8 protein-coding genes are annotated in these 13,166 nt (G+C 72.7%); 5 read left to right on the top strand and 3 right to left on the bottom strand.

All coding sequences use genetic code 11. The annotated features are described in order from the left end of the window. The first annotated feature begins 11 nt into the window (after positions 1–11). Both OG299_RS23715 and mfd read left to right on the top strand, forming a co-directional pair. A complete protein-coding gene (locus OG299_RS23715) occupies positions 12–2,540 on the top strand; it encodes an ABC transporter permease (RefSeq protein ID WP_266633493.1) in 2,529 nt (842 codons plus the stop codon). Positions 2,541–2,745: 205 nt separating this feature from the next. Next, the gene (gene mfd / locus OG299_RS23720; RefSeq protein WP_327362549.1) at positions 2,746–6,279 is read left to right on the top strand and encodes a transcription-repair coupling factor; all 3,534 of its coding nucleotides are present in this window, start codon (positions 2,746–2,748) and stop codon (positions 6,277–6,279) included. Between the two features lie 75 nt (positions 6,280–6,354). On the opposite strand, the gene OG299_RS23725 is transcribed toward mfd, so the two are convergent. Together OG299_RS23725 and OG299_RS23730 are read right to left on the bottom strand one after the other, a co-directional pair. Further along, positions 6,355–6,537, bottom strand: coding sequence for an antitoxin (locus tag OG299_RS23725; RefSeq protein WP_266628637.1), 183 nt, complete (start codon positions 6,535–6,537; stop codon positions 6,355–6,357). A gap of 72 nt (positions 6,538–6,609) precedes the next feature. After that, on the bottom strand, positions 6,610–7,461 hold the full coding sequence (locus OG299_RS23730) for a hypothetical protein (protein ID WP_327362550.1): 852 nt from the start codon (positions 7,459–7,461) through the stop codon (positions 6,610–6,612). A 269-nt stretch (positions 7,462–7,730) separates the two neighbouring features. On the opposite strand from OG299_RS23730, the gene OG299_RS23735 reads away from it, so the two are divergent. Together OG299_RS23735 and OG299_RS23740 are read left to right on the top strand one after the other, a co-directional pair. After that, positions 7,731–8,315, top strand: coding sequence for a hypothetical protein (locus OG299_RS23735; protein ID WP_323179064.1), 585 nt, complete (start codon positions 7,731–7,733; stop codon positions 8,313–8,315). Beyond that, positions 8,312–9,823, top strand: a complete 1,512-nt coding sequence (locus tag OG299_RS23740) for a protein kinase domain-containing protein (RefSeq protein ID WP_327362551.1) — start codon at positions 8,312–8,314, stop codon at positions 9,821–9,823. Before OG299_RS23735 ends, OG299_RS23740 begins: the two co-directional genes overlap by 4 nt. Here the strand turns inward: OG299_RS23740 and OG299_RS23745 are convergent. Continuing rightward, positions 9,807–12,263, bottom strand: a complete 2,457-nt coding sequence (locus OG299_RS23745; protein WP_327362552.1) for a YfhO family protein — start codon at positions 12,261–12,263, stop codon at positions 9,807–9,809. The genes OG299_RS23740 and OG299_RS23745 overlap by 17 nt on opposite strands. A 192-nt stretch (positions 12,264–12,455) precedes the next feature. Here OG299_RS23745 and OG299_RS23750 point away from each other — a divergent pair, with 192 nt between their 5' ends. Next, positions 12,456–13,082 carry a SurA N-terminal domain-containing protein gene (locus tag OG299_RS23750; RefSeq protein ID WP_266628645.1) on the top strand — a complete coding sequence of 209 codons (627 nt, stop codon included), beginning with the start codon at positions 12,456–12,458 and terminating at the stop codon, positions 13,080–13,082. The last annotated feature ends 84 nt before the right edge of the window (positions 13,083–13,166 follow it).

A 13,166-nucleotide genomic window follows, 5' to 3' on the forward strand; every position in this document is an offset into this window, starting at 1 on the left:
ACAAGGGGCGGATGGCGCTCTCCGCCGTCGCCGTCCTGCTCTCCGTCGCCTTCGTCTGCGGCACCCTGGTGTTCACCGACACCATGAACACCACCTTCGACAAGCTGTTCGCCGTCACCAACTCCGACGTCACGGTCACTCCGAAGGCGGCCGGGGGCGGCGAGGACATTCCGGACCGCGGCAAGCCCGAGGCGCTGGCCGCCTCGGTCGTCGAGCAGGTCAAGAAGGCCGAGGGGGTCAAGGGCGCCGAGGGCGGCGTCGTCTCGATGTCCGTCACGGTCGTCAACGCCAAGAACGAGAACCTGGGCTCGACCACCGGCGCCCCGACCATCGCGGGCAACTGGAACGACAACGAGCTCAAGTCGATGAAGATCACCTCCGGCCAGGCCCCGCGCGGCCCGACCGAGATGATGGTCGACGCCGACACCGCCGAGAAGCACCACCTCAAGCTGGGCGACGAGCTGCGCACCATCGCCGTCACCGGCGACATCCGCGCCCGGATCAGCGGTATCGCCACCTTCACCGTGACCAACCCGGGTGCCGCGATCGTCTACTTCGACACCGCCACCGCGCAGGAGAAGCTGCTCGGCGGACCCGGCCTCTTCACGCACGTCAACGTGACCGCCAAGGACGGGGTCAGCGACGAGCAGCTCAAGCAGAACGTGGCTGCCGCCGTCGGCGCGGACACGTACAAGCTGCAGACCGCGAAGGAGGCCGCGGACGCCAACCGCAAGAACGTCGGCTCCTTCCTGAACGTCATGAAGTACGTGATGCTCGGCTTCGCCGGGATCGCCTTCCTCGTCGGCATCTTCCTGATCTTCAACACCTTCTCGATGCTGGTCGCCCAGCGCACCCGCGAGATCGGCCTGATGCGCGCCATCGGCGCCGACAGCGGGCAGGTGCTCAAGTCCGTGGTCGTCGAGGCACTGCTGCTCGGCTTCGTCGGCTCGCTCCTCGGTGTCGGGGCCGGTGTGGGCCTGGCCGTCGGCCTGATGAAGCTCATGGGCCAGATGGGCATGCACCTGTCCACCGACGACCTGACCGTCGCCTGGACCACCCCGGTCGTGGGCCTGGTGCTCGGCATCATCGTCACCGTCGTCTCCGCGTTCATCCCGGCCCGCCGGGCCGGCAAGGTCTCCCCGATGGCCGCCCTGCGCGACGCCGGCACCCCCGGCGACAAGAAGGCCGGCCGCATCCGGGCGGTCCTGGGCCTGGTCCTGACCGGCATCGGCGGCGCGGGCCTGTTCCTCGCCGCGGCCGCCGACAAGGCCGCGCCCGGCTCGCTCTGGCTGGCCATGGGCGTGCTGTTCACCCTCATCGGCTTCATCGTGATCGGCCCGCTGCTCGCCGGCGGCGTGGTCCGGCTGCTCTCCGGCGTGGTCCTGCGGCCCTTCGGGTCCGTCGGCCGCCTCGCCGAGCGCAACGCGCTGCGCAACCCGCGCCGTACCGGCGCCACCGCCGCCGCGCTGATGATCGGACTGGCGCTCGTCGCCTGTCTGTCGGTGGTCGGCTCCTCGATGGTGGCCTCCGCCACCGACGAGCTCGACAAGTCGGTCGGCGCGGACTACATCGTCGACTCCGGGACCGGGCAGCCCGTGCTGCCGCAGGCCGAACAGGCCCTGCGCGCCACCAAGGGCCTCGACCACGTCACCGCCTACCGCGAGGTGGCGGCCAAGGTCACCGCCCCCGACGGCACCTCCGAGGAGGTGGGTCTCGGCGCCACCGACCCGACGTACGCCAAGGACATCCGGCGCAAGATGGTCGCCGGCGAGCACGCCGCGGCGTACGGGGCGAACGCGATGTCGGTCGGCTCCGAATACGCCACCAAGCACGGCGTCAAGGTCGGCGACCAGCTGACGGTCGCCTTCACCGGCGGCAACACGGTCAAGCTGAAGGTCGCCGCGATCACCAGCGACGAGGGCAACCTCGACAAGACCATGAAGTACATCAGCACCGAGGTGGCCCGGGCGAACGTCCCGGCCGACCGGCTGCCGCTCCCCTTCATGCTGCTGGCCAGCGCCCAGGACGGGCAGTCCGACGCCACCGCGTACCAGTCGGTCAAGACGGCGCTCGCCGAGTACCCGCAGTACAAGGTGCGCAACCAGACCGACTACAAGAAGAACCTCCAGGACCAGGTCGGCCAGCTGCTGAACATGGTCTACGGGCTCCTCGCCCTCGCGATCATCGTGGCGGTCCTGGGTGTCGTGAACACCCTCGCCCTCTCGGTGGTCGAGCGGACCCGCGAGATCGGCCTGATGCGCGCCATCGGCCTCTCCCGCCGCCAGCTGCGCCGCATGATCCGCCTGGAGTCGGTGGTCATCGCCCTCTTCGGCGCCCTCCTGGGCCTCGGCCTGGGCATGGGCTGGGGAGCCACCGCGCAGCAGCTGCTCGCCCTCCAGGGCCTGAAGGTGCTGGAGATCCCCTGGCCGACGATCATCGGCGTCTTCGCCGGGTCGGCCTTCGTGGGCCTGTTCGCCGCACTGGTCCCGGCCTTCCGGGCAGGGCGGATGAACGTACTGAACGCGATCGCGAGCGAGTAGCTGCGCGGTCGTACGGGGGGCCGACGGCCCCGGTCGGCCCCTCCGGGCCGGCCGGGGCCGTCCGCTGTTCACACCGTGTCACTCGGCGGAGTGACCGCAATCCCTCGCGCGGGTGAGGGGGCGGCGTCGTAGGGTGGGAAGCCCCGGCCCGTGAGACGTGTCGGGCCCTTCGCGTTGCCCCTCCACCGGACGGAAGCCTCCTTTCATGAGCCTGCACGGACTGCTCGACGCCGTCACCCGGGACCCGGCCCTCGCCGAGGCGGTCACCGCGGCCGGCGACGGCAACCGCATGCACGTGGACCTCGTCGGACCGCCCGCCGCACGGCCCTTCGCCATCGCCGCGCTGGCCGCCAGAACCGAGCGGACCGTGCTCGCGGTCACCGCCACCGGGCGGGAGGCCGAGGACCTGGCCGCCGCGCTGCGCTCGTTCCTGCCGCCCGACGAGGTGGCCGAGTACCCGTCCTGGGAGACCCTTCCGCACGAGCGGCTCTCGCCGCGCAGCGACACCGTGGGCCGGCGCCTCGCCGTACTGCGCCGCCTCGTGCACCCGAGCAAGGACGACCCGGCCGCAGGGCCCGTCTCCGTCGTCGTCGCGCCGATCAGATCCGTGCTCCAGCCGCAGGTCAAGGGGCTCGGGGAGCTGGTCCCCGTGAGCCTGCGGCAGGGCGTGAGCGCCGATCTGGGGGAGATCACCGAGGCGCTGGCCGCGGCCGCGTACTCCCGCGTCGAGCTCGTCGAGAAGCGCGGGGAGTTCGCCGTGCGCGGCGGCATCCTCGACGTGTTCCCGCCCACCGAGGAGCACCCGCTGCGCGTGGAGTTCTGGGGCGACGAGGTCGAGGAGATCCGCTACTTCAAGATCGCCGACCAGCGGTCCCTGGAGGTCGCCGAGCACGGGCTGTGGGCTCCGCCCTGCCGGGAGCTGCTGCTGACCGACGAGGTGCGGGGGCGGGCCGCGGCCCTCGCCGAGGAGCACCCCGAGCTCGGCGAACTGCTGAACAAGATCGCCGAGGGGATCGCGGTGGAGGGCATGGAGTCCCTCGCCCCGGTCCTGGTCGACGACATGGAACTGCTGATCGACGTCCTGCCGGCCGGGTCCATGGCCGTGGTGTGCGACCCGGAGCGGGTGCGCACCCGGGCCGCCGACCTGGTGGCGACCTCGCAGGAGTTCCTGATGGCCTCCTGGGCCGCCACCGCCGGCGGCGGCGAGGCCCCGATCGACGTCGGCGCGGCCTCGCTGCGCGGGATCGCGGACGTACGGGAGCACGCGCGCGAGCTCGGCATGATGTGGTGGTCGGTGTCCCCCTTCGCCGCCGACGAGGTCAACGGCGCCGGGGACACCCTGAAACTGGGCATGCACGCTCCCGAGGCCTACCGCGGCGACACCGCCCGCGCGCTCGCCGACACCAAGGGCTGGATCGCCGACGGCTGGCACACCGTCTACCTCACCGAGGGCCACGGCCCGGCCGCCCGCACCGTCGAGGTGCTCGGCGGAGAGGGCATCGCGGCCCGCCTGGAGGCCGATCTGCGCACCCTGGAGCCGTCGATCGTCCACGTGGCGTGCGGCTCGCTCGACAACGGGTTCCTCGACCCCGCGCTCAAGATCGCCGTCCTCACCGAGACCGACCTGACCGGCCAGCGCACCGCCACCAAGGACCTGGGCCGGATGCCGACCCGGCGCCGCAAGTCCATCGACCCCCTCACCCTGGGCGTCGGCGACTACATCGTCCACGAGCAGCACGGCGTCGGCCGCTACATCGAGATGGTCCAGCGCACCGTGCAGGGCGCCACCCGCGAGTACCTCCTCGTCGAGTACGCCCCCGCCAAGCGCGGCCAGCCCGGCGACCGCCTCTACATCCCGACCGACCAGCTGGAGCAGGTCACCAAGTACGTCGGCGGCGAGGCCCCGACCCTGCACCGGCTCGGCGGCGCCGACTGGACCAAGACCAAGGCGCGCGCCAAGAAGGCGGTCAAGGAGATCGCCGCCGACCTCATCAAGCTCTACAGCGCCCGCATGGCCGCCCCCGGCCACACCTTCGGCCCCGACACCCCCTGGCAGCGCGAGCTGGAGGACGCCTTCCCGTACGCGGAGACGCCCGACCAGCTCACCACCATCGCCGAGGTCAAGGAGGACATGGAGAAGTCCGTCCCCATGGACCGCCTCATCTGCGGCGACGTCGGCTACGGCAAGACCGAGATCGCGGTCCGCGCCGCCTTCAAGGCGGTCCAGGACGGCAAGCAGGTCGCCGTCCTCGTCCCCACCACGCTGCTCGTGCAGCAGCACTTCGGGACGTTCTCCGAGCGCTACAGCCAGTTCCCGGTCAGCGTGAAGGCGCTCTCCCGCTTCCAGAGCGACAGCGAGTCCAAGGTCACCCTGGAGGGCCTGCGCGAGGGCTCCGTGGACATCGTCATCGGCACGCACCGGCTCTTCTCGCAGGAGACCAAGTTCAAGGACCTGGGCCTGGTCATCGTCGACGAGGAGCAGCGCTTCGGCGTCGAGCACAAGGAGCAGCTGAAGAAGCTGCGCGCCAACGTCGACGTGCTGACCATGTCCGCGACCCCGATCCCGCGCACCCTGGAGATGGCGGTGACCGGCATCCGCGAGATGTCGACCATCACCACCCCGCCCGAGGAGCGCCACCCGGTGCTCACCTTCGTCGGCCCGTACGAGGAGAAGCAGATCGGCGCGGCCATCCGGCGCGAACTGCTGCGCGAGGGCCAGTGCTTCTACATCCACAACCGGGTCGAGTCCATCGACCGGGCGGCCGCCAAGCTGCGCGAGATCGTCCCCGAGGCGCGGATCGCGACCGCGCACGGCCAGATGTCCGAGCAGGCCCTGGAGCAGGTCGTCGTGGACTTCTGGGAGAAGAAGTTCGACGTCCTCGTCTCCACGACGATCGTCGAGTCCGGCATCGACATCTCCAACGCCAACACCCTCATCGTGGAGCGCGGCGACAACTTCGGCCTCTCCCAGCTGCACCAGCTGCGCGGCCGCGTCGGCCGCGGGCGCGAGCGCGGGTACGCGTACTTCCTCTACCCGCCGGAGAAGCCGCTGACCGAGACCGCGCACGAGCGGCTCGCGACGATCGCCCAGCACACCGAGATGGGCGCCGGCATGTACGTGGCGATGAAGGACCTGGAGATCCGCGGCGCGGGCAACCTGCTCGGCGGCGAGCAGTCCGGCCACATCGCGGGCGTCGGCTTCGACCTCTACATCCGCATGGTCGGCGAGGCCGTGGCCGACTACCGGGCCGCCGTCGAGGGCGGGGTGGAGGAGGAGCCGCCGCTCGAGGTCAAGATCGAGCTGCCGGTCGACGCGCACGTCCCGCACGACTACGCGCCCGGCGAGCGGCTGCGCCTGCAGGCGTACCGCTCCATCGCGTCGGCGAACTCCGAGGCGGACGTCACGGCCGTGCGCGAGGAGCTGCACGACCGCTACGGCAAGCTGCCGGAGCCGGTGGAGAACCTGCTGCTGGTGGCGGGGCTGCGGATGCTGGCGCGGGCCTGCGGGGTCGGCGACATCACCCTCCAGGGCGCCAACATCCGCTTCGGGCCGGTGGAGTTGCGCGAATCGCAGGAGCTGCGGCTCAAGCGGCTCTACCCCGGCGCGGTGCTCAAGCCGGCCACCTCGCAGGTGCTGATCCCGCGGCCGAAGACCGCCCGGGTGGGCGGGAAGCCGCTCGTCGGCCGGGAACTGCTGGCCTGGACCGGGGAGTTCCTCACCACGATCCTCGGGTCGTAAGCGCCTCCGTACGGCCAGGCGCGCGGCCGGTGACCTGCGGGTCCCCGGCCGCGCCGCGGGCCGGTCGGGCGCGGGCTACCGGTTCGGGTCGTCGTCGATGCCCAGCTGCTTCTCGACCTGCTGCTGGCCCTGGTCGACCTGCTTGGCGTACTTGTCGCCGGTGCGCTGGTTGATCTGCTGCTCGGCGGCGTCGGACGCCTGCTTCGCCTGCTTGCCGTGGCCGTGCAGCAGTTCCTTGGCCTTGTCGAGGATCCCCATGCGAGAGCTCCCTTCCGTATCCCTTGTGCGACGCTACGCGCGTTCTCGGGGATCCGCCCGTCGAGGTCGCGCTCAGACCGATTCGCCGGGGGCGCCGTCGCGCAGCTTCGACAGGTCCAGGACGTCCGCGCCTTCCGGCAGGGCCGTGTCGACCGGAGCACCGAAGGCGGAGAAGAGGATCTCTCCGGACGCGTCCCCCGAAATCGTGGACTTGAGCAGGTACGGGGTGCCCTGGGCGGCTATGTAGTCGATCTCCGTACCCTCCTTGGCCGCCGAGGTGATCGTCAGCGCCTGCTTGCCGTCGATGGCGACCGTCTCGCCCTTGCGGGCCAGCGGGCTGGGCTTGCTGCCGCCGCCCGTCAGCTTGCCCAGGTCGCAGACGTGCGCGATCGAAGTGGCCTCGGGATCGGAGAGCGGCATCTTCAGCCAGCGGTCGGCGAGCATGGTGACCATCGCATCCGTCTGCTTCTTGGGGGTGTGCTTCTTCGCGGCCACGGCCCGCCAGTAGTCGGCGTCCCCCTTGAAATGCATGAGGTCGGTGGACTTGATGAGGTCCACCTTGCCCATTCCCTCGTACCGGATCGCGCCGTTGCAGTCGTTCTTCCTGTCGAGGGAGAGATCGAACTCCACCTGCCGGGCGTCGTCGTGCATCTTGGCGACGACGTGCGCCGACTCGACCTTGCGCATGGCCTCGTACGACTGGCTCAGGATCTCGGCGCCCGACAGGTCGGCGAGCACGCCGGTGCTCTTGTCCTTGCCCTTGGCCGTCGGCGACGGCGTGGCCCCGCCCGGGGCCTGCTCGGCGGCGCGGGCCGCCCTGCCGATGTCGGCGGCCTTGCCCCCGCCCCCCGGCAGGCAGCCCGTCGTCAGCCCGAAAAGGGCCGTCGTGGCCAGTACCGACGCACCGATGGTCCGGCTCCGCATGTGGATTCCCCCCTGGAACAACAACTCGACTGCCGAGGGTAGTCGCCGCCGGTCAGGGGGCCTCGACGATTTCCGCCCCGGCGGCGCGGCCCGCGGCGGCCGGAGGTGTGCGGCGACCCTGCAACGGTTGCGCGCATCCCCTCACTGGCGGCCGGAAACGCTGTATACGCTCAGACCCGAAACTTCGTCGACACGGTCCGTCAGGAGCAGCGATGCACGGCCCCGGCCTCCCGCCGCAGCAAGGCCCCCAGCCCAGTACCGGGGGAATCGTGGCACTGCGCGTGCTGTTCGCCCTGCTGCCCGTCCTGAGCTGCGGCTTCCTGGCCTGGGGCACGATGCTGCGGCTCGCGGTCGTCACCCGCAAGCCCCGGGACTGGTGGCTGCTGGCCGTCAACTGCGCGCTCAGCGTCGCCTGGATCGCGCTGATCGGCGCCGACCCGACGCCCAACACCGACGGCTGGCAGGGCAATACCGGAGCCTTCGGCATCATCATCACCGGCTTCCTGACCTGCGTGTACTTCCTCGTCGCCGACATCCGCCACTACGGATCCCGGGCGGCGGCCGTCCCGACCGCCCCCTGGTACCCGGCGCAGCCCGCGCCGTACGTTCCGCCGCAGCAGCAGGCCCGCCCGGCGTACGGATACCCGCCGGCCCAGCAGCACACCCCGACCCCGACGCCGACCCCGGCCCCCGCACCGGCTCCCGGGCCGGCCACCCCGCCGCGGATCGGACAGGTGCGCGCCGAGCTCGACGAGCTGAGCGAACTGCTGCGCAAGCAGACGCCGCACCCGCACCCGAACCCGCAGGCGAACCCGAACACGCCCGGCAACGAGGGTGAGGGCCCGGCCCGGTGACGGACGACGACCGGATCATCGGCGAGCGCTACCAGCTCGCCTCGATCCTCGGACAGGGCGGCATGGGCCAGGTCTGGACGGCGTACGACCAGCGGCTGGACCGCCGCGTCGCCGTCAAGCTGCTGCGCCCCGACAAGGTGGCCGGCCCCGGCTCCGTCGCCGACGAGCTGCGCCGCCGCTTCGTGCGCGAATGCCGGGTCACGGCCCAGGTGGACCACCCGGGCCTGGTCACCGTCCACGACGCGGGCAGTGACGGCGACGAGCTGTTCCTCGTCATGGGCTACGTCGAGGGCACCGACCTCGCCGACCACCTCGCCCAGCACGACCCGTACCCCTGGCCGTGGGCGGTCGCCGTGGTCGCGCAGCTGTGCGGCGTGCTGTCGGCCGTGCACGCGGTGCCGATCGTGCACCGCGACCTGAAGCCGCGCAACGTGATGATCCGCCCGGACGGCACCGTGCTGGTCCTCGACCTCGGTGTCGCCTCGGTGATGGACACCGACACCACCCGCCTCACCAGCACCGGCACCCCGATCGGCAGCCCGGCGTACATGGCGCCCGAGCAGGCGATGGGCGGCGCGGTGGGCCCCCACACCGACCTCTACGCGCTCGGCGTGCTGCTGTACGAACTCCTCAGCGGCAACGTCCCGTTCGCCGGGTCCACCGCACTCGGCGTACTGCACCGCCACCTGTACGAGCCGCCGGTCCCGGTCCGCAGGATGCGCCCCGAGATCCCGCACCAGCTCGAGGCGGTCCTGCTCCACCTGCTCGCGAAGGACCCGCAGGACCGGCCCGCCTCCGCACAGCACGTGTACGAGGCCCTCGCGTCGCTGCTGCCCAAGGAGGGCACGCCGGCGGGCACGCTCGACCCGACCCGCCCCTTCCTGCGCCCCCACGCCCCCTGGCCGGACCGCGCCTCCACCATCCCGCCGCAGCCGACCGTCCCGCCGACGCCGCCCCGCAAGCCGGACATCCCGGCCGCGGTGGACGAGGCCCGCAGCCTCCTGGACGAGGGCCGCCTCACCCAGGCCGTGGACATCCTCGGCGGGATCCTCCCGGCCGCGGAGGCCGAGCACGGCGAGCACTCACCGGTGGTCCGCTCGCTGCGCAAGCAGTACGCCGCCACGCTGATGGACGACGGCCAGTACCGCCGAGCCCTGCCCGAACTGCGCCGCCTCGCCGACGAGTTCCCGGCCGGCGACCCGCAGTCCCTGCGGTTCCGCTACGACGCGGCCCAGTGCCTGGAGCAGCTCGGCGCCCCCGGGGCCGCCCTGGCCGAATACCGCTCCCTGCTCCCGCTGTTCGAGAACCACTACGCCAACCCGGACCCCGGCCTCCCGTTGGAGGTCCGCCGCCGGATAGCCCAGCTGCTGCTCTCCATGGGCGACCGCCCCGCGGCCCACGACACCCTGGCCCGCCTCCTGTTCGACGCGGAGCGCGTCCACGGCCCGGCGCACCCCTTCTCGACCGAGGTCCGCCGCACCCTGCACTGGCTCAGCCAGGTCCGCTGACGCCCGCGGCCCGGGCCCCGGTCGCGGCGAGCTCCGCGGAGGCGTCGGCCTCCCGGGTGCCCGGCACGTCCGGTCGGCCGCTCCGGGGCCTGCGGCGCCGCTGCGCCGCGAGGAACGCGCCCAGCAGCAGGAGGGCCGTTCCCGCGACGGCCGTGCCCGGGAGGAGCCCCGGGGGGCGGAACGAGCAGCTGATCGTGGTGGTGCCCGGGGTCACCGGGACGGAGACCAGGCCCAGGTACGGCGTCGCCGGGCGGTCGTTGCAGGTCCAGCCCGCGATCGCCGGGGACGAGAGGACCGCCGTGCCCGTGGTGCCCGCCGGGACGGTGGCGCGCACGGTCGACGAGCCGACCCGCAGGGACGTCGGCGCCGTCGCGCGGAGCGCGGCCACCGCCGGGTCCAGGCGGGCGCGGTCCAGGCAGGACAGGGCCCAGCGCGGGGGCGCGGCAGCGTCGAAGACCAGCGCCGAAGAGGCCCCCCGGGAGGCGCCCAGCGGCTGGAGGGCCGCCCGGTTGCGGGGGGAGTTGCCGTTCAGCCGGAAGGCGGGGCCGTCCGCGAGGCGGGCCGTCGCGTTGTACTCCGGGGCCCACAGGTAGGCCTCCGTGCCCGCGCGGCACACCCCGGGGGAGACGGGGTCCTCGTACACCCGGGCGCCCAGCAGGAGTTCCTGGTCGGCGAAGGGCGGCCCGTCGCCGTCGGCGTACGACGGCGTGGGCCCCGGCGGACGGATCGTGATCAGAGGGGGCACCTGGGCGCGGCCGATCGTGCCGTCCGGCCGCAGGCGGGCGCCGACGGCGAAGACGGCGTCCGTCACCGGGTTGTCGATGCTCTGCACGTTGCGCCCGCGCGAGGTCCAGCCCGCCCCGAGGGCCACCATCGTCCGCGTGAACACGTCGGGGGTGTGGCTGCTGTAGTACGCGCCGCCCTCCCCGCCCAGCAGCAGCGGATCGTTGCCCGACAGCGCCGGCCGGCTCGGGTCCGTGCGGTACGCCGGCCAGCCCTCGGCGCCGGCCAGGGCCTCGGCGCGCGCCGTGTGGGCCGCCCCCCACGAGGGGTAGTCGTCCAGGCCGCCCAACTTGCCCTTGTGCCCGAACGCCGTCGTCGCGGCGGCCTGGCCGACCAGCACCAGCGCCAGCACCCCGGCCGCCGGGAGGACCAGCCTGCGGTGGCGCAGGCACCACCAGGCCGCCGCCGCGAGCGCGAGCCCGCCGCAGAACAGGGCGAACCCCCACGTCGTCGCCAGCGTGCTGCCGCTCGCCGCCACGGCCGCCGCGGCCAGCACCGCCGCCCCGCCCGCCAGCGCCCGCGGCCCGGGCAGCCCGGCCGTCGCGAGCCCGGTCCACGCGGCGATCACGGCCACCCCGGCCAGCACGAACGTCTGCCGGTACGGGCTTCCGTTCGGGGTCGCGAACACGTGCCAGGCCAGGTGCGTCGGCGTCCACTGGAAGGAGAGCAGGACGGCCGCCGTCAGCCCCGCCCACCCCAGGCGGGTGGCCGGCGGCACCGCCCGGTGGAACGGCAGGGCCGCCACCAGCAGCAGCGTGCCCGTACCCACGAAGAGCGCCGGCGAGGAGAAGGAGTACGTGGCGGGCAGGACCCGCGCGAACACGTCCGGCCAGGACACCGGCGCGAACTGCCGCGTCCACCCCGGGTACGCCTGCTTCGAGCTCAGGAAGAGGGGGACCAGCACCGGGGCGGAGACCGCGATGCCCAGCAGGGTCGTCCCCGCCCCGCGGACGAGCACCCGCAGCCGCTCCCGTACCCCCTGGCGCGTCAGCACCACCCGCAACAGGAGCACCAGCGCCGCGCCCAGCGTCGCCATGTAGGCCGTGTAGAAGTTCGCCGTCCAGCACACCGCCACCACGAGGACGGCGACCGCCGGCCGGCGCCCCCGCAGCGCCCATTCACCCGTCAGACACAGGAGCGGGAACGCGATCAGCCCGTCCAGCCACATCGGGTTGTACGAGGCCTCGATCACCGACCAGCCGCACAGCGCGTACGAGGCCGCCAGCAGCCCCGCCGCCCACCAGGGCCCGCGGCGCAGCGTACGCAGCAGCCAGGCCATCGCCGCCGCGGCGGCGGCCATCTTCAGCACGGTGACCACGTACACGGCGAGGTCGATGTCCTCGCGCGGGAACAGGCCGACGAGCACCGCGAACGGGCTCGAGAGGTAGGTGCCGAAATCGGGCAGGAAGCTCGTGCCGTAGCCGGACTGCCAGTTGAGCAGCAGCCCGCCCTGCGCCCGCCCGTGCAGGAGGTCCCACAGGTGGGCGTGGAAGGGGACGAACTGGTTCCCGAGGTCGTTGATGCTGCGGTGGCGGTGCCCGTACGGGAACACGCGGGCGGCCGCGTCCCCGGCGCACACGGCCACCACCGTGATCAGGGCGGCGAGGGCCGAGCCGTGCAGGCTCCGGCGGCGCGGCGAGCGGTGCGGTGTCGACATGGTGGGCCGACTTTGGCAGCGCCGGTGGACCAAAGGGTGGCCGGGGGGTGGCGGTGACATCAACAGACGCGTACCCCAACACCCCGGGAATCGTTGGTCGAAGCGGTGGCTCGGAACCGCTTGACTGCATACCATCGATCACCGCACGGCCCTTGTGCACCGACGCACAATCTCCCGGCCCTGGAGGCTCCTTTGCACCGTCGCACAGCGCTCTCCGTCTCCGCCGCCCTGCTCGCGGCGGCCCCCCTGCTGTCCGCCTGCTCGGGTCAGGCCCGCCCCGGCACCGCGGCCGTCGTCGGCGGCGAACGGATCACCACCTCCGCGCTCCAGGCCCAGGTGGGCGACGTCCGCGCGGCGCAGAACGAGTCCGGGCCGACCGCCGCGCAGCTCATCCAGGCCTCGCCCGGCCTGGAGCGCGTCAAGCTCAACAAGATGATCCAGACCGTCGTCCTGGAACGCGCCGCGAAGGAGGCGGGCGTGAGCGTCGGCGAGAAGGAGGTCCAGGACTTCCGCACGGCCCAGCTGGAGAAGGCCGGCGGCAGCGAGAAGCTGGCCGCGGCCGCCCTCGAGCAGGCCCAGCTGGCGCCCGGCCAGCTCGATGCCGACGCCCGCTTCAAGCTGCTGCGCGACAAGCTCTTCGACCACTACGGCAGCCAGGACAAGGCCGTCGAGAAGCTCGCTTCCGCCGCGAAGGCGCTGCACATCGAGGTGAACCCGCGCTACGGCGTCTGGGACGCGCAGCAGATCGTGCTCGGCGACCAGGACACCCCCTGGATCGTCCAGCGGACCCGGCCCGAGCAGGCCCCCGCCGGAGCCTGAGCCGCCTGGGGGCACCCCCGGCCGGAGGCTGGGGGAGGAGGTAGGTTCGGAGGGTGAACGACCACGCCGCCGAACCCGCCCCCG

It is taken from the genome of Streptomyces sp. NBC_01296, assembly GCF_035984415.1.
Taxonomy (GTDB): domain Bacteria; phylum Actinomycetota; class Actinomycetes; order Streptomycetales; family Streptomycetaceae; genus Streptomyces.

Bases quoted from the DNA above. Each gene is read 5' to 3' on its own strand.
- OG299_RS23715 (WP_266633493.1), top strand. From the start codon at position 12: ATGGCGCTCTCCGCCGTCGCCGTCCTGCTCTCCGTCGCCTTCGTCTGC.
- mfd (WP_327362549.1), top strand. From the start codon at position 2,746: ATGAGCCTGCACGGACTGCTCGACGCCGTCACCCGGGACCCGGCCCTC.
- OG299_RS23725 (WP_266628637.1), bottom strand. From the start codon at position 6,537: ATGGGGATCCTCGACAAGGCCAAGGAACTGCTGCACGGCCACGGCAAG.
- OG299_RS23730 (WP_327362550.1), bottom strand. From the start codon at position 7,461: ATGCGGAGCCGGACCATCGGTGCGTCGGTACTGGCCACGACGGCCCTT.
- OG299_RS23745 (WP_327362552.1), bottom strand. From the start codon at position 12,263: ATGTCGACACCGCACCGCTCGCCGCGCCGCCGGAGCCTGCACGGCTCG.